This window comes from Streptomyces sp. NPDC014870 (genome assembly GCF_043081505.1).
Lineage (GTDB): Bacteria > Actinomycetota > Actinomycetes > Streptomycetales > Streptomycetaceae > Streptomyces.
Map to the genome: position 1 here is coordinate 310010 of NZ_JBIBWQ010000011.1, position 23282 is coordinate 333291.

At 71.3% G+C, this 23282-nt stretch carries 6 protein-coding genes; 1 reads left to right on the forward strand and 5 read right to left on the reverse strand.

Annotated features, from left to right (window positions below):
• Positions 1–83: 83 nt before the first annotated feature.
• Positions 84–1562 (reverse strand): glutamate--cysteine ligase, encoded by a 1479-nt coding sequence (locus ACF09C_RS30025; RefSeq protein ID WP_392095998.1) that lies wholly within the window; start codon positions 1560–1562, stop codon positions 84–86.
• A gap of 312 nt (positions 1563–1874) precedes the next feature.
• Here ACF09C_RS30025 and ACF09C_RS30030 point away from each other — a divergent pair, with 312 nt between their 5' ends.
• Complete coding sequence (locus tag ACF09C_RS30030) at positions 1875–4892, forward strand: BTAD domain-containing putative transcriptional regulator (protein WP_392096000.1); 3018 nt, start codon at positions 1875–1877, stop codon at positions 4890–4892.
• A gap of 66 nt (positions 4893–4958) precedes the next feature.
• Here the strand turns inward: ACF09C_RS30030 and ACF09C_RS30035 are convergent, their stop codons facing one another.
• Genes ACF09C_RS30035 through ACF09C_RS30050 form a run of 4 tightly spaced genes read right to left on the reverse strand, consistent with a single transcriptional unit; the run spans position 4959 to position 23234 of the window.
• Positions 4959–6443, reverse strand: coding sequence for a hypothetical protein (locus tag ACF09C_RS30035; protein WP_392096002.1), 1485 nt, complete (start codon positions 6441–6443; stop codon positions 4959–4961).
• A gap of 52 nt (positions 6444–6495) precedes the next feature.
• Positions 6496–22407, reverse strand: coding sequence for a hypothetical protein (locus tag ACF09C_RS30040; protein ID WP_392096004.1), 15912 nt, complete (start codon positions 22405–22407; stop codon positions 6496–6498).
• Between the two features lie 9 nt (positions 22408–22416).
• On the reverse strand, positions 22417–22734 hold the full coding sequence (locus tag ACF09C_RS30045) for a WXG100 family type VII secretion target (protein ID WP_392096006.1): 318 nt from the start codon (positions 22732–22734) through the stop codon (positions 22417–22419).
• Positions 22731–23234, reverse strand: coding sequence for a YbaB/EbfC family nucleoid-associated protein (locus ACF09C_RS30050; protein WP_392096007.1), 504 nt, complete (start codon positions 23232–23234; stop codon positions 22731–22733). The genes ACF09C_RS30045 and ACF09C_RS30050 overlap by 4 nt, the downstream gene beginning before the upstream one ends.
• Positions 23235–23282 lie beyond the last annotated feature (48 nt).

The following is a 23282-nucleotide window of genomic DNA, read 5'->3' on the forward strand; positions in this document are numbered from 1 at the left end:
CCGCGGCCGCCGCCCCGCTTCTCCATCATCCCGCCGTGGCAGCGGCCCGCCAGTCGTCGGCCGACGGGTCCACTTCCCGGGGGTCAGTCGACGGGCCAGGTGTGTGCGGGCGCGTTGAGGTGCATGTAGTCGATGTACTGCTGGGTCATGCGCCGGAGCGCCTCGTGCCGGCCGGCATGGTGGATGTCGTGCAGGTGGTGGAACATCTCGGCCTGCCACACCGCCCCGTTACGGCCGCTGACGCAGCGTTGTTCGATGATCCCGAGGAGTGGCTCGCGCCAGTCCGCGTCGAGACCGAGCCGCTCCAGTCCGCGGTCGGCCAGCGGGAGCAGCCGGCGCAGGACCAGCTCGGTGGCGGGTACCTCGCCCATGCCGGGCCAGTACAGGGGGGCGTCGATGCCGTGCCGGGCCGCTGAGTGCAGGTTGTCTTCGGCGGCGGCGAACGACATGCGTGTCCATACGGGCCGGTCCTCGTCGACGAGGGCGCGGACGAGCCCGTAGTAGAAGGCGCCGTTGGACAGGACGTCGGTGACGGTGGGCCCGGCGGGCAGGACGCGGTTCTCGACGCGCAGGTGGGGGACGCCGTCGACGACGGCGTAGACGGGCCGGTTCCAGCGGTAGACGGTCCCGTTGTGGAGGGTGAGCTCGGCCAGGTTGGGGATGTCACCGCGCTCGAGTGTGTCCTCGGGGTCTTCGTCGTCGCAGAGCGGGAGGAGGGCGGGGAAGTAGCGGGTGTTCTCCTCGAAGAGGTCGAAGACGGAGGTGATCCACCGTTCGCCGAACCACACCCGGGGCCGTACGCCCTGCACCTTGATCTCGTCCGGGCGGGTGTCGGTGGCCTGTTCGAACAGGGGGATACGGGTCTCGCGCCAGAGTTCTTTGGAGAACAGGAAGGGCGAGTTCGCGGCGAGGGCGACCTGCACGCCCGCGATGGCCTGTGCGGCGTTCCAGTGGTCGGCGAACTCGTCGGGGGAGACCTGCAGGTGGAACTGGGTGCTGGTGCAGGCGGCCTCGGGTGCGATGGTGTCGGCGTGGGTGCGCAGATGTTCCACGCCGTCGACGGAGATCAGCAGGTCCTCGCCGCGTGCCGAGAAGATCTGTTCGTTGAGCAGGCGGTATCGGGGGTCCTCCGACAGCGAGGTGAGCCCGGTGTCCTCGAGTTCCAGGGTGGGCAGGATCCCGATCATGACCAGGTGCGCGCCGATCGCCGCCGCTCTGTCCTCGGCGTGGTTGAGGGCGTCACGGATCTCCTGCTCCCAGGAGTCGGGACCGCCCTCGGTCAGCCGCCTCGGGTCGATGTTGATCTCCAGGTTGAACTGTCCCAGCTCCGTCGACCAGGAGGGATCGGCGATCGCGTCCAGCACGTCGGTGCTGCGCATGGTGGGTTCGGCGGAGGTGTCGACGAGGTTCAGTTCGATCTCAATGCCGACCTGCGGCCGCTCGAAGTCGAACCGCGACTCGCGCAGCATGCGTGCGAACACGTCGAGGCAGGTGTGCATCTTGTTCCGGAACTGACGGCGGTCGTCACGGGTGAATGTCAGCTCCGGCACGTCACGTCCCATAAGGCCCTCCCGAATCCCTCGGCACGACCCCTCACCCCTTCAGCGTCCCACTTCCCCCACGCCCCAACCAGTCGCGGACCGGTGCGCGACTCCCGCGCGTACGGCATGCGGCGGGGTGCTGGGGTGCCGGGGAATCGGCAGTGGACCGGAACGGTCCTCACGGACCGCGTTCCTTCCTCATTCTTTCCTCACAAGTGGAACGGGCGTGGTGGCGTCCGCATCCTCCAAGTCGCCGGTCCGGCCCGGAGGCGCACGCCCCGGGTCGGGCCGCTGAGTCTGATGTCGACCATTGGCGCGAGATGGGGAGACCGCGTGGAATTTCGGCTGCTCGGTGGGGTCGGAGTGGCGACCCGCATGGGGGAGATGGCGCTCGGGCCCGCCAAGAGGCGCAGTGTGCTGGCCACGCTCCTGCTGCGGTCCAACACGGCTGTGCCCATGGCACAGTTGATCGACGCGGTCTGGGAGGAGGCGCCCCCGGCCCACGCCCGCACCGTCGTCCAGGGCCACGTCTCGCGGCTGCGCGTGCTGTTCGCCGAGGCATGTGCGGAGGAGTACGACGTACGGCTGGCCACCCGCGGGTCGGCCTACGTGATGGAGATACCGGACGGCCTCCTCGACGTGCACCGCTTCGAGGAGCTGGTCCGGCGCGGCCAGCAGGGGGAGCGGCCCGAGGAGACGGCGGCCCTCTTGAGGGACGCCCTCGGTCTGTGGCGCGGGCCGGCCCTGACCGGGACCGTCCCGAGCGCGTCGCTGGCCGCCGCCGCCCAGGCCCTGGAGGAGACCCGGCTGTCCACCGTGGAGCAGCTCGCAGAGCTGTACGGCCTGCTCGGCGACCTTGCGAAGGCCGTCGCGCTGCTGAAGGCGGAGGTGGGGGCCTATCCGCTGCGCGAGTCCCTGACGACCGCGTTGATGGTCACGCTGTACCGAGCGGGTCGTCAGTCCGACGCCCTCGACCGGTACCACCGCACCCGGGGGCTGCTCGCCGAGGAGCTCGGCGTCAGCCCCGGTCCCGCCATGCGCGCGGCGTACGAGGGGATACTCCGCGGAGATCTGCTCGGCGACCGGCCGTCGGCCGCGATGCCCCGGGGCCTCGTCGTCGAGTCCTCGCGTGGGGAGACGAGCCGGAGCGGGCCGACACGCGTGAGGACGAGCGGTCACGACTTCCGGAGCACGGGCGGCAGCGGGGCCGAGCCCCGGGTCCCGCAGGCCGTGCGGACCGCTCGGGCGGTCCCGCCGCAGGGAGCACCCGCCCGCCCGGACGGTCCCGGTCGCCCCCGCCTGGCTGCGCCGCACGACCCACCGACCCGGCCGGGCGACGCGCCGACGGACGGGCCCACCGGGAGGGCGGCCACGCCGCACGACGAACCGGCCCCGCGGCCCGAGGCGCCGACGGACGGGCCGACCGGGCGGCCCGCGCCGCCCCGCCCCGCGTACGCGGCCGACCCAGCCGCCCGCCCGGTGCCGCGCCTGCTGACCCGTGGCGCGCGGGGCTTCCACGGCCGGGCCGAGGAACTGGCCGGAATCGACGCGGCCACGGGCGAGGGCACCATCGCGCTGGTCACCGGCGCCGCCGGCGTCGGCAAGACCGCACTGGCCCTGCACTGGGCCCACCAGCACCAGCACGGCTTCCCGGGCGGAACGCTCTTCGCCGACCTGCGCGGCTTCGGCGACGACCCCGTCCAACCGGACGAGGTGATACGGGAGTTCCTGATGGCCCTGGGCGTCAAGCCCCGAGCCCTGCCCGAGTCCGCCCCCGGCGCGGCCGCGCTGTACCGGGAACTGACGGCGGACCGGGAGCTGTTGGTCGTCCTCGACAACGTCCGCACCGCCGATCAGGTCCGCCGGCTGCTGCCCTCGGGGCCCCGGTCGGTCGTCCTGGTGACCTCGCGGCTGAGGCTGAGTGGGCTGATCGCCGAGGGCCTCGCCCGGCCCGTACCGGTCGACCTCCTCGACCTGGACGACGCCGTTGAACTGCTGGCCTCGGCGGTCGGCAGGGCGCGGGTCGCGGCGGAGCCCGAGGCGGCCGTCAGCCTCGGGAAGCTCTGCGACGGGCTGCCGCTCGCGCTGCGCATCACCGCCGCCCAGCTCGTCACCCGGCCGAACTGGAGGCTCGCCGACCTTGCCGCCGAACTCGCCGACGAGCAGCGAAGGCTGTCGCTGCTCTCCCTGGACGACAGCGGCGACGCGGGCGTGGCGGCGGCACTGGGGCTCACCGTGCAGGGCCTGCCGCCCGAGACGGCACGGCTCTTCGCCCTCCTCGGCAGGCTGCCGGGCACCGACCTGGACCGGTACACGGCGGCCGCGCTGTCCGACTGCGACCCGGTCGCGGCGGGCGAGGCACTCGACCGGCTGGCCGGCGCGCACCTGGTCACCGAGTACGTTCCGGGCCGGTACTCGCTGCACGAGCTGGTCCGCCTCTACGCACGCGGACTGTCCCGCGACCGCCACGCCCTGCTGCGCGTGCTCGACCACCAGATAGCGACGGCGCTCAGGGCCACGGCCGCTTCGGTGCCGGAGGACCAGCCGTGCTGCACGCTGCCCGACGGGGCGTACGTACCGCATTCAGGGCGCGAGTTCGCGGACCGTCAGGATTCCCTGCGGTGGTACGCGGCGGAGCGGGAGAACCTCGCCGCAGCCGTCGCCGCGGCCCGCGCCGCCGGTCACGACGACCGGGCATGGCGCCTCGTCGTTCTGCAGTGGCCCCACATCACCTGGAACGTACGCGACGGCTGGGTGCCCCTGCTCGAACAAGCCCTTGAGTCGGCCGTGCTCCTGGACGACCCGGACGCCGAGACGCGCGTACGGGCCCTCCTCGGCTGGGTTCTTCTGGAGGAGGGGCATCTGTCGGAGGCACTCCGCCGACTGGAGCCGGCTCCCGCACTGGCGGCACGGACCGGAGACCCGTCGAGCGAGGCCACGGCCCTCGTCAACCTGGGCCTCGCGCTGGAACGCGGCGGCGACGTGTGTACGGCACTCGCGCATGCCACGCGCGCCGTCGAACTGACGCGCAAGGCGGACGACCCCCTGACGGAACTGCTCGCACTCGAACTCAAGGCGCGCCTGTACCTGACCAACGGCGACCTGGAGGACGTGCTGGAGTGCACGGCGCAGGCGCTCACCGTGCTGGCCGACCGCCCGGGTCTGCCCGCGATGCGCCATGTGATGATCCGCCTGACCCGAGGCGAGGCGCTGCACGTCCAGGGGGACCGGGACGAGGCCGCGGTCTGCGTCCGGGTGGCCCTGGCGGACGCGGAACGCCTCGGCTACAAGGAGGGCGTCACCCGCGGGAGGGAGCAACGGGCCCGGTGGGCGGGGCGCGCGGTGGTGTGACCGTCGCCCGGCCACACCCCGACGGGCAGATCCTTCCCTGCCTGTCGGGGGCGCGCGTCCCGGACCCTACGCGGAACAGCTGATCCTGACCGGGGCCGCCGCGGCGTGCCGGTTGCCGGAGGTCGTGCCCCGGTTGTCGAGGATGACGGACAGACGGCCCTGGTCCACGCGGTAGCTGCCGGCAGCCACCCACTGCCCGAGTCGCGCCGCCTGGTTGATCTCGAAGGTGCCGACCTTCGTGCTCGACTGCGGCTGGAACGAGCGGTACACGGTGTAGTGGGCGGGGCTGCCGCCGACGTAGGCGAGGTCCTTGACATTCGGGATGTAGACCTCGACCGCGCAACTCCCCTTCGTGACCTTGCCGGTGGGGAAGCGCCAATGGGCGTAGGCGCCGGTCGACTTGGACGTGCTGTTGGACAGGGGGAGGCTGTAGAAGAGGCCGCTGCAGCCGTAGCCCTTCTGACTGCCCCAACTCCCGAGCCAGCCCTTCGTGCCGTCGGTGTACCGGTCCGAAGTGGCGAAGCCGGGGGTGTCGCAGCCGGGGCCTATGAAGTGCGTGTACGTGACGGGGGCAGGCTGCTGGACCGTGTCCTTCCCCTGCGGTACGGCGCCCCCCGATGTCCCGCCGCTGTCGGTCGGATTCTGCGTGGGGGTGGTCCCGCCGCCCGCGGGCTGACCGCCGTTGCCCTGGGCTCCTGTCCCGCCCGGGAGGGGCCGGGTGTTGCCGGAGCCGTCGTGCGAGGCCGTGCCGCCTTCGTGCAACCCGCCGGCCGGACCGCCCTTCGGAGCAGCGCTGCCCCCTGCGGCGCCCCCGTTCGGTTTGCCGGGAGCGGAGCTGCCGACGCGACCGCTGTCGGGTGCGTTCTGCTGCCCGGGCACCACGCCCGGCCCTGAACCGTCCGGTCCGATGAGGCTCCCCGAGGGCCCCTGGCCGGAGGCGGAGGGCGGCGTGCCGTCCGGTCCGGACGGGCCGGAGAAGAGGAAGGGGATGCCGATGAGGAGGAGTCCACCGACGACGGCAGCGGCCATCATCGGCTTGGTGGGGCGGCCGAGGGGCCGCGGAGCGGTGTGCCCGGCGCGCTCGCCCGTGCCCGTCGACGGCTTGCCCGTGGCCTCTGCCCCCGCCTTCGCCTCCGCCTTCGCCTCTGCCTTCGCCCCCGCCTCGGACTCGGCTTCCGCCTCGGACTCGGTCTCCGTCTCCGCCTGCGCCTTGGACTCCACCTCCGCTTCCGCCTTGGACGCGGCTTCCGTCTCCACCCGTGCCTCCGAGCCGGAGGTGACGCCGGCGGCCCCCGGCGCGAAAGCCTCGCCGGTGCTCGTGGCCGGGGACCCGGTGGGCACGGCGGCCGCACGCCTCGTTCGCGTTCCTTCGGCCTCCTCCGACTCGCCCCGCAGCCCTGTCGCCCGGGCCTCTCCCTCAGCCTGCGGGAGCAGCTCGGACGTGGCTTCCTCGGCGAGGGTCGCGACCGCGACCGTTTGCGCGCCCGCGGCCTCCGATGCCGGGCCCGAGGGGGTGCCGGATGCCGTGCCGTTCGCCTTGTTGGTTGCCATGGGTGACCTTCCGGGGGTGATGAGACAGAGGGGGGTGGAGGAGGGCGCGGGTCTACGCGCCCAGGTCCTTCTTCCAGTTGCTGATGGTCTTGGCGGGCACGTTCAGCCATTCGGCGAGATCCTTGAGCGGCCAGCCCTGAGCGATGGCAAGAAGGAAGACAGCCTTGATGTCGGGGGTCCAGAACCTGTCGCCGGCACTCGCCTTCGGCCCGGGAAGCCGGGCCGTCTGCTCGCCCTCCGTGGCGGGCGCTCCCGTCCTGCGCTTTTTCGGCGCGGGGTGCTCTTCGAGGCTGCGCAGGAACGCTGCTCGCGCTTCGACGAGTACGGTCTTGACATCGCGTTCATCGGTGGAAGGGACCGGGGCAGCGGCCTCCTCGTCGTCGTTGCCGCGCTTCCTGTACTTCCCGACGGCGACCTCGCTGATCACCAGGAAACGGGCGACCGCTGCCTGGCTGGCCTCGCCGGAGTTGATGAGCCGCAAGGCGTGGTTCACGACGAACTGGCTGTAACCGGCGTTCCCCTCCCTTCTCTCGGCGCGGTCCGCCCTGATTCCCCTGTCCCGCTCGGACATCGCCTCGAGGAAGGCGTGTTGCTGGTCGGCAGTGAGCTCCCGGGGCAGGGCCTCCCTGCCACCACCCGCGGGCTCGTCGGACAGCCCGCCCGCAGGGTCCGCTTCCGGCCGCCTCGGCTCCCTCAGCGTGATCTTCGCCATGGGCGAGGTGAGTTCGTCACCGCTGCCGGCGTCGCTGTCCGACCCGGTCTCCCAGCCGGACATGGTCATCGGGCGTCGGCTCGTGTCGTTCGACGTTTCGCCGGGCGGCAGCGCGGTGAAGGGCGCGGTCGCGTACATCTTGTCCGCGAGTTTGTCCGTGATGCTGTCAAGGAGCACAGGAGTACCGGTGTTGACGGGGTAGATGTCGTGGAAGAGGTGGGGCAGATGCCTGGCGATGGTTTCGGTCGGTTCCTTCCAGAACCGTCCGGGGTGGTCGTTGTACGACAGCGGGACGGCGCGGAAGGTGTGGAGGGCCGTCCAGCAGGAGAAGCAGGGGCGCTTCTTCCCGCGAATGACGACAGGCCCGTCGACGAGGTCGGAGGGACGCAGGTCCGCCCTGTGGAGCAGCTGGAGAATCTTCTGCTCGGCATGGATGGGCCGGTCCAGCGAAGGGTTGTCGCCCTCCGTGTTCTGCAGCAGGATCACCGACCCCCGCCCGTCGGGTGAAGCGAGCAGGGTCTTGAGGTCGTCGGACGACGTGGTTCTCAGATCCACCTTGATGACGGGCGTGTTCCGTTCGAGGTGGTCGGCCAGCGCAAGGAGCGTACGGTTGTCCGGATCCTGTTCGGCAAGCCTGTTCTTCGTCTTGATGCGGGCGTTCTCGTTTCGGTACAGACGTTCCTTGTCGGAACCGAGGCCGTCGGCGAGGTTCTCGTAAGGGATCTTGTCGATGGTCCGCAGGTTCACTATGTCGTCGAGGTTGCGCGGCTTTCCTTGTTCGTCGACGCCGTCGATGAACTGCATGAGCAGCTCGACGGACCGGTTGTGGTTCGTGGCGAGGACCAGCCGGTTGTTCAACACGGCCGCCTGCACCTCTTGCTCACGCTTCTGCGACTTCCGCTGCGATGACGAGCCGGCGACTTCGTCGTCCGCCTCGTTCCCCCTCTCGCTCTCTTCCACCGGGTCGGCCGGGAGCAGGGGCGTCTGCTCACTCTGCTCGGTGAGTTGTCCTTGCAGATGCTCGATGCAGTTCATGACGCGGATGGAGAGATGCCGGAGCGACTGCTGCGTGCGCTCGTCGGCGTGGGACCGGCTGAAGCTGACGTTCACCTCCTCGGTCACGCGCCCGGACTGTCGTACCTGGCCCGGGACGGTCCTCGCCTCGACGGTCCTCGTGAGGTCGTCCGCCAGCACACCGACATCGGAGCCGCCGAGGAGCTGGCGCACGACGTCGTCGGCGACGGAGGACGTGGGCGACGCGCTGCTCGGCCCCGCGAAGGAGCTGCTGCTGGAGAGGTGGCCCTCCTGCGCCCCTCCGGTGACATCGTCCGGTGGGGTCAGGAAATGCGCGACGGGCTGCGCGTACAGATTCCGGGCCCGCATGATCTGTTCGTGCGTGTATCCCTCGGTGGAGTTGAACAGCCTTCGGAATTCGGTTCGTGCTTCGGTGAGGGCCCTGGCGGGTGTCTTGGTGTCGCCCAGGGTGTGCAGGTGCGGGAACGTCTTCGCGTCGAGGCCGGTCATCTTCGCCACCAGCTCCCGGGGAAGAGAGACCCCCGGGTCGCCGGTGTTCAGGAAATCCGTGATGGAGGCGAGATCCTCCGGCCCGAACCCCTTTTCGCGCGGTGGGCTGTTCTTGACGTCCTTGGCGCCCCTGTGCCAGGCAGCGTGCTTCTGCTCGCCCCTCCTTTCGCCGGCCGGGAGGGACTTCTGATGCTGACCCGACCGGGTGGGCGGGCGACTGGAAATGATCCGTTCGTATCCGGGAGTGAGCCAGCTCTTCGGCCGTGAATCCCGTGTGTACGCGGTGTCGTGCCAGGTCGCCATCCGGTCGGCCGCTCCGCTGTCGGGCTCCTCGAGGTATCTGACGTCGAATCCCATCAGGGCCATCGCTTCCAGATTGCCGCTGCGAAATCCGATGTGGCGGGCGGTGGAAGCGCGGTGCAGGTACTCGAAGAGACGGAACTGCGCGAGGCGCCCGTCGCCCCCGAGCTGTACCACCGTTTCGTCGCGCCAGAACTCGGTGAGATTCAGGACCCGCGCGGAGAATCCATCGGGCCTCCGTTCCATGCCGTATCGCGAAAGGTCCCCCTCTCCCTTGTCGAAGAACCTGGCGATCGTCTCGAATTTCTCGTTCGGGAGATCCTGCCCCGCTCTGCGGTACCCGGAGTCGCCGACGATCACCACGGCCTTGAAGTCCCCGAGTCTTTCGATGATCTGGGATATGCCGAAGTAGCTGGTGTCGTGTTCGATGTGGACCTCGCCGTTCTTGCCGCTGAAACGCGTCCAGAGAACCGCGACCTTGTCGTCCTGGCGCAGCGTCAGGTCCCGGGAGGCAAGCCAATCCTCGATCTGGCGGAGCCCCCAGGTCGCGGTCTCCGGAGGTCCGTCGCTCGCTGACGTCTCCCCGGGTGAAGCGTCCTCGTTCACCCCCCAGTTGTCGCGGATGCTCTCGCGAAGCTGCGGGGTGAAACTCCGGGCCACGAAGAAGGTCGCGTCGTTCAGGCCCAGGAGATGCCTCTTGCCCACCCCCTTCTCCACGCAGAACGCGTCGTGCCGATCCTTGAACTCGGCCGAGGGGACGACCGGCACACGGTCCTCCGCAATTCCCGCGTCCCTGTAGAACCGCTGGATGTTCCTCGCGTGCGACAAGGTCCTGCCCTCGTCGTCGTGGGTGATGAAGACGGTCAGGTCCGGATCGCCGATCAGGAACGCGGCGACCGAGAACATGTCACCGGAAGCGTGGCTCGGGTGCTTGAGCAGCTTCGGTCCGTCCTGCGGGGGCTTCGCCCACTTGGGCTTGGACTCACCGGCGGCGCTGGTCCGGACCTGACGCTCCTCACCGTCGCTCGACGGAAGCCCGCCATCCCTGGAAGGAGTCGAAGGAGTGGAAAGAGTCGAAGGAGCGGAAGGACCGCGCGAGCCCGCGTGCGACGCCGCCGCGGAATCCGGGGCCCTGTGCAGGGGAACGACCGCGTTCTCACTCACCCTCTCGATGAGGGCCAGGTGGTCCTTCGGCAGGTGTGCCAGGTCGTTCAGCCGCGCGTCGACCATCAGGCCGTCGGTGCGGACCCCGCTCGCGGTGTCGTGGCGGCGGAACAGATGCCGGTCGTCCTCGTTCTTCCTCGCGTCGGAGTACTCGTCCGGAAGCCCCAGATAGTGCAGGACCTCGTGGACCAGAACGCCGTCGTCGTCCCCGGCGCCCCAGTGGTCCTGGTCCGTACCGTCCGTCGGCGCCGCACGCGTGAGCGTGACCTTCTCGCCGTGGTCGGGGCGCTCCAGGAACTCGACCGTGACGTGCAACTGGTCACCGGAGTCGGGAAGTCGGTAGCCGACGTTGACATGGGTGTCCAGGGCCTTCTGGACCCGCTCCTGGAGCCGGGCGAGGTCGGCCGCCGACAGACCGTCCATCAGCCTGAACGGCAGTGTGACGAAGAACTGGCGCACGGTGCGCCCATCGGCCAGGCGGCCTCGGCGCACATGGTGGCGGATCTGCGTCCACGAACCGTTCAGCTTCCCCCCGGCACCCGCCGGCCGCCCACCGCGCCACTCCTGAACCGTCTTCGGATCGAAGCGTTCGGTGTTCACCTCGGCCGTGCGCGTGCCGCGGAACGCGCGCAGCTCGTCGGGGCGCACGGGCTTCGGCACCCGCTCGCCCGGGGTACGCGGCGGGGCCACGGCGCTGCCGGGGTTCGGGCCGCCGGGAGCACGGGATCCGGGCCGGGGCGATGCCAGGGACGCGAGGGACTGGGTGACGGGAGCCGTCGCCCCGACGGCCACGCGGCGGGACTGCTCCTCGGCGTCGCGGAGCCGGTCCTGCGCACTCACGTGCCCGAAGAGCAACTGGGCGCCGTCGCCTCGCCTTTCGGCCACGACCAGCTCCAGGGCACGCTCGTCGCGGGCCTCCCGCAGAGTCGAGTGCGTCCCTTCCTCCTCGCCCAACACCTCCTGCTTTTCAGCCAGGCGCCCCTGAGCAGTGACGAACGTCTCCTCCGCCTTGCGCACGTCACGCAGACGGCCTTCATTGTTCAGGGCCTTCGCCTCGTGCGCGCGGGAGAGCCGGGCCTGCACGTCGAAGAGCGACAGCGCCTCGTTGTACCTCGCGATGTCCCGGGCCGCCTGGGTGCGTTCCTCCTCGGTCTCCGCGTTCGTGTGCGTGACCTCCGCCGCCGCTTTCTCCTCGGTGAGCTGCTCGCTCGTCCGCCCCAGCTCCGCCACACGGTCGTTCTGCCGGGCAAGGGCCTCCGCGGCTTCGCGGAGCAGGCTTTCGGACTCGGTTGCGCGTTGCCGCGCCGTCGTCAGGTCACGCTCGGTATCGGCCTTGTACTGCTCGGCATCCTCGACCCCTCGCTCGGCGGTTTCGACACGGATCCGGGCCGCCTCGACGCCCTCGTCCGCCTCGGCAAGACGCCGCTGCGCCTCGTCATGGTCGTTCCGCGCCGCGTCGGCCCTGGCCGCCGCCTCGGCGACGCCGAGGTCCGGTCCCGTGCCGGCTCTGACGTCCAGGTCGGGGTGGGCCGCCTCGAACGTCGCCAGCTCGTCCGCTGCCCGAGCAGCCCGCGTGCCGGCCGCGTCGCGTGCCGGTCCACGCAGGGAAGGCGGGGTCTCGCCCGGGCCCAGAACGATCAGGCGCACGCCGCGGACGTCGCTCAGCGCGAGTTCGACCGGGACACCGAGACGGTCGGCCACCTCGGCGACCTTGTCCATCACGTCCTGGTCGGTGACGACCGCGTCGGCGCCGGCCACCCGGGCGTTCACCGTGTCCAGGTCCACCCAGAGCCTCGGTACGACCGTCACGGGAGTCGTACGGATCGTGTCGGCGACGACCTGGCTGTCGCGCTCGTACAAGCCCCCTGCCGAGAGGTCCCACACCCCGCCGCCCCGATCGGGCTCGGTGAACACACCCAGCCCGAGCAGGTCACGTTCCGGCACCCGCATCAGCGCGGTGCCGCCCCGCACGGACACCCGTGCGGCGCCCTCGCGGCTCACCGTGACGACGGTGTCGACCTCGACCTCGTACGTCCGCAGCCCCTCCGTGGCCGTCGGGACGCCGGGCTTGCCGTCCTTGCCCCAGAGCCTGCCCACTTCGGAGATCCCGCCGCCCTGTCCGCCGGGGGTCGCCTGGTGGGCGAACACGGTCGGGGTTCCGCCGGTCGTGAACCGCCCGTCCTGGCCGTAGGAGCGCGAGACGCCGAAGGTGGCGGCCGAACTCCGGGACGCCGAGGAGCTGGAGGACGTGCCGGATCCCGTGATCCGGAGCCGGTCGACGGTCACGCCCCTGCTGGCACTGATCAGCCGTGGGTTGAACACCTCGGTGGACACCCGCACCGGAGGCCGGGCCGAAGGAGACCCCACCGTGCCGCCCATTCCGGCGCCCAGACGGGTGGAGTCCAGGACCATCGACCCGCCGAGGAACTGCTCCATGAACCGGACGGACGCCGCGTCGGCGGACCTGCCGGTGACCGGGCCCCGGCCGTTCAGTTCGGGGGCGACCCGGTGGACGGTATCCAGGATCTCCCGCTGGTTGGAGATCTGGTAGACGACCTCCTGCCCGGTGACGCGGATCCCGCGTCGCCCGGCCGGGGGCTCCGCCGCCGGACCCTGCGCCGGCGGCGCCTGGGGGGTGTCCCGCAGGTCACCGTCGCCGGCGAAGCGGAGGGTCACCCGCCCGGGCACCGGCTCTTCCAGCCGGTAGGTGCCCCTGCCCTCCACCTCGATCCGCGCATGGAACTCGTACGCGAGCGTGAACTCGTTCCCGCCCTCCGTGCGCTGCCAGGTCCTGTCCTCAGCCGTGCGCGACACGGTGACTGTCTCGGTACGGGTGGTGGCGCCCGTCGCCGTGGGGCCGAGCGTCCACTTGCCCGGCGTCCCGTCGTTCGCCGGGACGGTCACGTTGCCGGGCACAGTGAGGGCCGACCGCGTCGTACGGCTCAACGACTCCGAGACGTTGGCGGGAGCGTGCGCGGAGTAGTTCTCCACCCCGCCGCCCGCCGGAGTGGGGCGGCCCTCCACACGCCGCATCTCCTCGGTGGTCCAGGGGAAGCTGCCGTGCAGGCTCACGGTGACGGTCCTGGTCCGCAGCCCCTCCATGGCGGCGAAGGAGAAGGTCACGGGGTTGCCGGCCGCCTCGTCGTCCTCCGCGCTCCCGCCGCGCGCGGGGAGCGTGGCGAGCGCGGTGGGGGAGGTGAGGTCGGCGAGGCGCTGGCGCAGCCCCGGCACGTAGGACGCGTGGCCCGGAGTGAGGCTCCCGGGCAGGTGCCGCGTCACCAGGTCGACGAGCCTCTCGTGCAGGACGCGCGAGCCCTGCGCGTCCGGGACCACCTGCTCCTGGATGCCCTCTCCCGCCTGTTGGCCCGTGGGGGCCTCTCCCGGAGGCACGAGGGCCTCGGTGACCGGGGTCGCCTCGAGGACCGCTGCCAGGCCCAGGGCGCGGTGCTCCACGAACCGGTAGGGCAACGCGGGGGGCGGGGTCGAGGACGCCGGAGCGGGGACCGGCGCGAAGGCCTGCCCGTCGGCCAGAGCGGTGAGCGCCCCGCCCGCCCGCCGCAGCTGGTCCTGCGTGGCGAGGAAGACCATGCCGTCCGGGACGGTGAAGGTGGCGGTCCGGGACCCGCCGGGGCGGTTGAGCGCCGCGACACTGCGCAGGCCGTGATGGACCGTCACGTGGTACGTCACGTCCGCCCGGACCCGGAGCTGCTCGCCGCTCTCCGTCGCCACGCGGGTGAGGCTGGTCGTCGAGGTGGTCGCCGTCGTACGGACCTCCCCTCGGCCCCGTGTCCCCTTGATTCCGGCGCCACCCGTGACGGGACCGGCCGCCTTCCGCTCGGGGGACGCCTGCTGCAGCGTCTGCGCCGCTTCGGCCTCCGCCCGGCTCTGCCCGTACTTCGCGGCCGGTCCGCCCCCGCCCTCGTAGGTGTGGGAGGCCGCCTGCTGGTACGAGGCGCTGTCGGCCGAGGCGATGTCCGTCTCGCTGTACTGCGCCGTGGGCGTACCGAGAGCCCGGGGGTTGCCGAGCTCGACGCGCACTTCCACGACGAGATCCGTACCGCCGAACGCGCCCGGCACGAACAGGCCGTCGACCACGTACGTGCCCTTGGACATCTGGTGCGCCCGCGACTGCAGGGCACCCGGCGAGAACTGGGCGTGGATCACCTCGTGCAGCAGCGTTCCCCGGTCGGACTCGTCCTCGAAGCGGGTGGCCCGCTCCACCTTCGACCAGGCTCCCAGCACCGACGACGACCAGGTCCCCAGGGCCGCCGCGGACGACGACCAGGCTCCCTGGACCGACGACGCGAGCCCGCTCAGGCCCGAGCCGCGTGGCGGCGCCACGGGCCCCGCCGTGGCGGGACGGGGGAGGCCCCCCAGGTCGTCGAGGGCGATGTCCTCCGCGTCGTTCGGGACGCCGTGGTCCCGCTCACCGTGCCGCGTGCCCTCGTCCCCCAGCTCCTCGGAGATCTCCGACAGGAGGCGGTCGAGCGTGTCACTGAGCCGGCCACTGCCCTGCATGACGTCGACCAGCGAGCTGTCCGGCAGGAGGAACGTGCCCGGGCCGTCGTCGTCCCCGCCGGCGGCCGGCGGGACGGACGGCACGTCCGTACGGCTCTGGGGCACCGCGAGCTCCACGTGCACGACCGCGGAATTCTCCGGACGCGCGGGGTCCGCGGCCCCACGGCCGGGGGCGTCCGGCACCGCGTCCGTCAACAGCTGCGCACGGAGCCGGACGGGGATCCGGTAGACCTCCGTCGGCTGACGCCCGGCGGCGAGCAGCTGACTGTAGGACTGCCCCGCGCCCACCGTCCTGGTCTCGGTCGTCTGCCAGGTTCCCTTGACCTCACCGCCCAGACTCACGTGCGCGTGCCCGAGCACGAGTCCCCCCAGCTCTCCGCCGAGCGCACCGCTGCGCGTGGTCCCGGACGACTGCTGGGTGGTACCGGGAATGTGGAAGCCGCTCAGGTTGGGCATGTGGACGTTGGTCAGCGTCTCCACATGCTCGACCGGCTCGGCGTCCTCCCGGTCGAGGGTGAGACGGAGCTGGACGCGGTCCACGCCGCCCAGCGCGCCCGGCTTGGCGAAGAACAGCCTCAGACCGCCGTCCGCCAGCTCGTCCATGGTGGTGAGCAGTCCGTTGCGCGACCGGTACGTCTCGAACTTGCGCAGGTTCTCGAACTGCATCCGGACCGTGCGCCTGTCACTGGGCGTCGGGTCGCCGGGGCGCGGCAGGTATCCCTCGGTGACCAGCTGCTCGCGTGCCCGGGAGAGGACCGTGTCGACGCCCGCGCCCTGGACGCTCAGGGGCGTGGTGGACAGACCGACGCTCCGGAAGCCCGCGAGTTCCTCCGGGGCGCTCCGCCCGGGCGCGTCCGGCGCGGCGGGCGCGTTCGGCGCCGGAGGTTCCAGTGCCCGGATCCGGATGGGGGAGGGAAGCGTGGACACCGGCGCGGGTCGGGTCGTTCCGTCCGTTCCGACGAACTCCACGTGGTACGTGACCGTGGCGGGGACCAGGACGTGCGCGCCGGCGCGCAGGTTGTGCATGAGGTTGTGTGTCGCCCCGGCACTCAGCGTGCGGTCGGACTGCTTGCCGTAAGCCCCCTTGGGAGTCAGCGAGCCGTTGAGGTTGAAGGCACGGAAGGCCTTGTCGACGACCGCCGGCATCCGGTTGAACACCACCGCGCCGGACACGTCGGCGCCGGACGACCGCGAGACCTTCGAGGTCGCGTCGACCTTCAGGACCCGGTCCCGGAAGCGCTCGAGGAGGTAGTTCGCGCCGACCCTGGTCTCCTCCGCGGCCGCGTCGCCCGGCCGCGGGGCGACGTCCGCCGTCACCCGGAACATGCCGACGGGGTTCCCGTCGTCGTCGAGGAGCACGGGGGACCAGGTGCCGGCATCGGTGTCCCGGAGGCGGGCGCCGAGCCCGGTGCCCGGGTCCGGGCCCGGAATGCGCTGGAGCGGCAGGGCACCGAGCAGGTACTCACCGCTGAAGAACCGCCGCAGGGACTCCTGTGACTGCGCCGAGAGGGTGGCGAGCGGGCCGGAGAACCGCGGGAGCGCCTCGCGGAGCAGCACCCCGGGATCCGCCATCGAATCCATGCCCCAGACACGGGAGCGGTCGAGGTTGTCGTGGAAGGCCGAGGAGAAGGTCGCGGCCCCAGGTTCCCCGGTCGTGGCCGGCGGTCGCCCCAGGTGCTCGGGGAACCACGCGGTGACCGTGCCCAGGGGTTCGTCCGGTCGGGTCCACGCCGGCCTCGCCTCCCCGTCGGTGGCCGCCGCGCGGACGTCACCATGGGCGACGTAGTCGTACGGCGTGGCCGGCTCGGAACTGCGCAGCAGGGTCGTGGAGTTCCCGCCACCGGTCACCGTCGTCGCCAGCGTGCGCTGCTGGCGCGCGCCGGTCACGTTGAGCGAGAAGGACATGTTCGTCAGGTGACCCCGGACGAGGTCGAAGACACCGGAGAAGGGCTGGACGGAGACGGTCCGCACCGTCGACGTGGAGGCCTGGGACGTGTTGTCGAACGCGGCCGTCTGGCGCTGCTCGTTGTTGTGCGGTGCGGCGTGGCCGCCGGTCTCGAACGTGCTGGACGGCGTCGGCCGCTCCAGGCGGATCCGGACGTCGAGGGAGTGCGTGTCCTTCCCGTGCCCCACCGTGATGGTGTGGCCGTCGGGGCCGAACAGCATCAGGCGGTTGTCGAACAGGACCTGGGGATCGAGGAGGGCGGTGAGCTGATCCCGTACCTCGGGCCGCTGGAATCGGGCGGGCAGTTGTCCGTACGCGTGGTCCTGGAGCCTGGTGGCGACGTCGGGGGCGATGGGTGTCAGGTGGATGCCTCCGAAGCCCTCGTGGCCGTCGGTTCCGAAGCCCTGCACGTGCCGGGAGGCCGCCGGCGCGGGCGCGGAGTGGGAGCCGGAGGGCGCACCGGTCGTCGGGGTGAGGTGGGGCGCCCTGCTGGACGGGCCGGTGGCCGAGCCGCCGTCGTCGCGGGGCAGCCGCGTCTCGGCTCCGTCGTCGGCGGTGTTCTCGGGGGTGTTCTCGCCGGTGTTCTGGGGGGTGTTCTCCGCAGCGCTTTCGGCGGTGTTCCCGGGGGCGGTGGTGACGCCCCAGCGGGCGAAGACGGATTCGAGGTCGTCCCACACGCTGGGCTGCGGTTCCTGGACCGGGCCGTGCTCCTGGGTGGAGCCGAGTGCCCGGTGTTCGGCCGAGAGGAGGGCGACCTGGTCCGGCGTCCGTTCGTGGGCTTCGAGCCCCAGGGCCACCTCGTCCGGGAACCTCCCCTCGGGCATGACCTCCCGCAGCGTGTTCTCGGTGAGCGGCGCGAGCGAGCGGAACCTTCCCCAGTCGTCGGTGTACGACAGGACTTCGGTGTACGGGGTGGCGCCGGCGGGCCGGGGCTGCCGGGCCGGCACGTCCTTCTCGAACGCCTCGGACGCCGTCATGATCTCGTGGAAGGTGTGATGGCCGACCGGGAGCATGTCGGCCATCAGGGCGAGCCGCACGAGCTGGAAGTCGACGGGAACTCTCCACTTCCTGGCCATGGCGTGGACGACCGTCAGAGTGAAGTACGTCGTGTTGGACGTGCCCGCGCTCATCAGGCCGCCGGTCGACTCGGCCGTCAGCTGGCTCACGGTCTTCAGGGCGATCTGACGGTGCCGCTCGCCGGGTTCCCAGGTCAGCCGGTCGTCCTTCACCGCGTGGGCGTTCTCGCGCTCGCTGAGAGGCGGCACGGCGTCCTCGGGCCGCAACCGGGTACGCCTGTCGTGCTCTTGGGCGGCCACCAGCGCCTCCAGGTCGGGGTTGTCCGCCTGCTCCGTCCGCAACCGGTCCTGTGCCCGCCTGATGTTCTGGACGACGTCGGCGTCCTGCTGGATCCGCTTCTCCGCCGGCGTGTCCTCCGGGCTCCGCTCGCGCGTGAGGATGATCGGTGTGGGCTTCGCCCCCACCAGCTCCTTCATGAGGGGACCGTGGACCCCGGTGACGAGCAGGTGCATCTGCTCGCGGATGTTCCCCTTCTCGACGACCTCCCGCAGCGTCTCCAGGTCGTTGCCGACGGACCCGCTGCCGGTGTTCTGCGCGGTGCCGAGCTCGACGCGCTTTTCCGGCGGCAGCCTGTCCCAGGCCGCCTTGACCAGCGTCCGTACCTGCTGTTGGACGTCCTCGCGCCGGGTGAGGTACTCACCGAGGGCGCGCTCGGCGTCGCGCGACGCCTCCGCGTACGCCAGACGGACCGCTGCCCGGACGACGCGGTCGTGTTCGGACCGGCCCGGATTGGCGTACAGCGCCTGCCCGACGCGGCTCAGCACGGTGAGCGGGAGGGGCCGCCGCGGGCTGTCCGGGCCTTGTAGACCCGTTTCGAAACGCTGGAGGGCTTCGATCGTGCCGGCCGGGCCGGTGACCGTGACCGTCGCCAGCAGGTCCTTGCCGACCAGCAGGCGGCCGGGCTCGGTGGCGACGGCGTGCCCGGCGGGGACCCGTACCTCCAGCCAGTGTTCCGCACCGGGCGGGAGCTGCGTGACGAGGGTGGTGTACGGCTTCCCTTCGGTGCGCAGCAGCCGGTCGGCCCGGCCCACCAGTCCGAGGGGAGCCTCGGGGAGCACCAGATAGGCGGTCGTCTCCTCCTGCGTGCGCGGGCCGAGGGCGTCCAGCTCCCCCCGCCAGTCCCTCGGCTCGGGAGTCTCGTCCCCGTCCCTTCCGAGCGTGGCGCCGTCCTGCGGCGCGGAGGGCGGCACGGCGACGGGCACGGTGGAGGTCGTCGGGATGCCGGAGGTCGTGGGCGGGCCGTCGCCGGTGTCGGTCGCGCGGTCGCCTGACTGCGTGACGGGGGGTGTGTCGGCTGCCACGGAGGCTGGGGCAGGCGGGCCGGACCAGGAAGGATGGGCGTCCACGACGGCATGGGCGACGGAGGTCGCGAAGTTCAGGACGCGCGTGTTCCGCATCGCGGCGATCCTGGGCGCCTGCCAGGCCGCCTTTTCGTGGAGCTTGGGCGGCAGGGGTACCGGAGCGATGCCGAGGTCCAGGAGCATCCGGGGGACCAGGAACCGGGAGTGGAACGTCAGCGCGCTCTCCGGCGACCCGGTGAGTCCGCCGGTCGCATGGAGCTTCAGGACCGTGTCGGCGACGGCCTTGAGTTGGTCCACCCGGGTGGTGGCCGCCTCCAGGGCTCTCCCGTGCGCCCGGAAGATGTCGTCGAGGTTGCTCCGCACGTCCGGGGTGACCTCGCTGCCCTCACCGACCTGGCTGCCGTCGGCCCGAGCGCGCAGGTCGAGGTACGCCTCGCTGCCCAGGACGTGCCAGGGGCTCTCCGGGCGGTGCGCGCTGTCGAGGAGCTCGCGGAGCAGGGCCTTCTGGTTGTCGTCCGCGTCCGGGAGGAGTTCCGACAGGGTCGCGTCGGACGGTGTCGCCGCCGGTGCGACCATGAGCCTGCCCGTGAGGTGGGCGTTGTCCGCGTCCGTGAGGTCGGCCATGCCGAGGGCCAGTTCGGCCGCCAGGGCGCCCGGCTTGTTCTCCTTCCAGAACGACGTGGTGCGGGCCGCGTCGAGCAGCCGGGCCGGGGGGAAGCCCTGGTCCAGGAGCAGGCGCTGCAGCAGGACCTGGACGTCGGACGTCAGCGGCCCCTCCTGCGCCTCGGCGTGCAGGTCCTGAATGAGGGTCACGACGGATTCCAGGCGGCTACGGGAGTCGTCGGCGGATCGGGACGAGTAGTCCGAGAAGGCGTCCTCGACGGTTTCGTCCGGTACGCCGTTCCGCTCCTGCTCGGGCAACCGGTTCCGAAGTTCTCCGTAGGCCCTGGCGTCCATGGTGCGCCAGGTGTCACCGGGGGAATGCCGGTGATCGGTCACTTCGGCGAGCAGGTCGGCCGCGACGTCGGGCTCGGACAGCAGGGCCGTCCACCGGTCCCGTGGCAGGTGCCGGGAGAGAGGACCGGCTGCGGAGGACGTGTCGGACGACCCGGGCGTGACGGGAGGCGCCTTGCTCGACGGGCCGACGAGGGGGGCGTCGGCCGCCAGCCGCGTCTCGGCCCCCGGTTCGTCGCGCGGGGCCGTGTCCTGTCCCAGGGGCGATGCCGTCGGCTCATCGGCGGTCCACGGCTCCAGGTACTGAAGCTCTCCGTCCTCGTCGTCGTCGACGCCCTGCTCGACGACGACGTCCTGCCCGACCGTGGCGAGGGCCTCCCGGTCCGGTGCCGGGGAGGTGAGCCCGTCCCCCTCGGGGCCCGTGGGGGCCTCCGACACGGTGCTCTCCGACGTCTGGACCGACGTGGAGGAGCCGGTGGAAGGAGAAGGCACGCCCTCCGCACCGCTGGTGGTGGGGATGCTCTGGGCGGGCGAGCCGGCCGAGGCCGGGGCTTCGGAAGCGGTGGGTTCCTCACGCGAGCCGGACGGCTGGTCGGCGGTCGTCTGGCCCGAGTTCGCCGAGTTCGCCGAGTTCGCCGAGTTCGCCGAGTTCGCCGAGTTCGCCGAGTTCGCGGAGCTCGCGGAGTTCGCCGAGCTCGGGGCGTTCGCCTGGTTCTGCGGGGACGAATGCGCCGACGAGGAGGTCGAGGCCGAGGAGGAGGAACCCGACGGGGTGGTCGTTCCGGCGGGTTGCGGGGTGGGCGCCACCTGCGGCGGCCCGACGGTGACCGGGGTCTCCGTACGGCTGTCGGACGAGGGGTCGTCCGACTCCGTCCGTGGACGCGTGACGGTCGGTGCGTCCTCCGAGTCGCTGCCGGCCGGTTCGTCGCGCTCGTCGACGTCCCCGACATTCCCGACGCCCCCGGCGTCCGATCCGTCCTCGGAAGGGGAATCCGCCTCCGGTACCTGCGTACCACCGGACTCGCCGGCCGGTGCCGACCCGCCGGACCCGCCGGTCGCGGTGGACCCCGAGGGGGCGTCCGCGCCGCCGGACACCAGTCCGCCCGACGTGTCCATGCCGCCGTTCAGGAGCTGTTGGCGCATGTTGTTGCCCAGGCGCTCGCCCGCCAGCTCCATGCCGTTGCTGACGCGGCCCTCGACCATGCCGGAGGCGAAGGTGAGACCGGAGGTCTTGAAGGTGTGCTCGTCGGAGAAGATCAGGTTGTACATGCCCTCGGACACGGCCGCGTGCGCACCTTCGAACAGGCCCTTGCCCAGCTGGTTGGCGCCGAACTGCGACATGTGGCGCAGCAGGCTCTGGCCCATGGCGTCGGCGGTGCCGCGGGTGAGCACCTTGGTGACCTCGGGACTCAGTTCCTTGCCCAGCGGCTTGAGGCTGTTCTCCAGGTTGAGCGGCAGGTCCTTCTTGCCGGTGTCCCTGAGCAGGGTCCGCGCCCAGTTCTCGCCCGCCTCCCGTGCGGCGTCCCGCTTGAGGTGCTTGTCGAACGTGTCACCGACGGACTTGACGAAGTCCTTGGCCGCCTTGTCCGAGACCACCTTCGGTCCCGCGGTCTTCGGGATGTGGTCGCCGAAGTTCTTCGCGAGGTCGCCGCCGAAGGACCTGGGTGCGTCCGGACCGGGTACGTCCGGCTTCTTCGGACCGGGAAGGTCCGGCTTCTTGGGTCCGAACGCCTTGTCGAGCTGGTTGCCGATGTCCTTGCCGCTGTTCTTGCCGAACAGGTTGGCGAGCCCCCGGCCGAACTTGTTGCCGAGGAACTGGAACGGGCCGGCGAGCAGGCCCTGGATCATGCCGGAGAGCGCCGCCTGCTTGGTGAGTTCCGTGTCGAACTCGTCACGGGTGCCCTGGTTGAGCTGGGCCCATTGGACGAGGACGTCCATGGCGACGCCCATCCCGACGTTGATGATCTGATGGGAGATCAGCATCAGCACGAGCCGGCCGAGCCGGAACTTGATGAGCCACCGGACGAAGGCCACCCTGGCGAAGTACGCCTGGAGCGAGGCCCCGAAGAAGAAGAACGTGGCGGCCGCGATGATCGCCTCGACCAGCAGCTCCACCAGCTGGGCGATGATCATGTACTTGGTGTACTGGAGCTGCGTCCCGCCCTTGCGGCTGAACTCGGCGAGGAGCTTGGCCTGGTCGGCCACCGCGTCGAAGTAGTTCAGCCCCTCTTCGCCGATGAAGCTCTTCATCGCCGCCTGGTACATCTCGGCGGCGTTGCCCTTGAAGGCTTCATGGGTGTAGCCCAGCGCCTCCGAGATCTGCTGCTTGAGGTCGTTCGTCAGCTTGCCGTAGAGGTCCTTGTGCACCTCGGCCAGCGCGAACAGCTTGTCCTCGTCGCCGTTCGGGGGCACTTCTCCGGTGAGGGCCGCGAACAGCCAGGCGCACTCGGGCGGGAACTCCAGGGACACCGTGCGGTTCTACCTTCCGTGCCGAAGATGGGTGTCGATGTCGTCCGACAGCCCCCGGAACTTCTTGCCGGCGTCCTGCTGGCTCTGGCCGCTCCCCGACAGGCCGTCGGCCAGTCCGGTCACGCCCGTCTTGAGGTCCTTCTCGGCGGGCACGTACTTCTTCGCGAACGCCTCCCCGAACTCCCCGTCGCCCCAGCACCCGTGGTACGACGTGAGCTTGTCCAGGTACTCGTCACGGATCAGTTTGATCTTGTCGGCCACGTCACCCATGTTCTGGCCGCTCTTGTCCAGGCTGTCCGGGTCGACGTCGAGGCTGTCGTCACTCACCGTCGATCGTCCGCCTGTCGTACGGCGGCGGCCGACGCGTCCTCGTCCTCCAGGAGTTCGTCGAGGAGCGCGCCCGACGAGCCCCGGGGCGGTGCCTTGGCCGGTGGCGTGGGGATGCCTTCCTCACGGGCCGAGGCGAACATCGCCTCCCAGTCCATCTCCGTGACGCCGTCCGGAGCGTCCGGCGACAGGACCGGTATCGGGCCGAACGGCCGGTAGATCTCCGCGAGTTGCTCCGCGGCCTGCTTGCGGGCCAGGCCGATCGTGGCCATCAGGGCGGCGGCGAGCTGGGCCGGCGGCATGCTGCGGTAGGCGTTCGTGGGGAACCGGATCTGCGTCAGCTCGCCCTGCGGGCCCATGGTCACCGCCACCGAGCGGTCCTTCGCCGTCACCGTCGCGGAGACGCGCGAGGCCGCCGCCGCCGCGTCGGCCAGCTTGGCGCGTGTCTCCTCGAACTCGGCCAGCGCCTCGGCGAGTCGCTCTTCCATGCCCATGCCCATGCCCTGTGTCCTGCCGTCCTCGTACGTGATCGTGTGTGGCCGAATGTG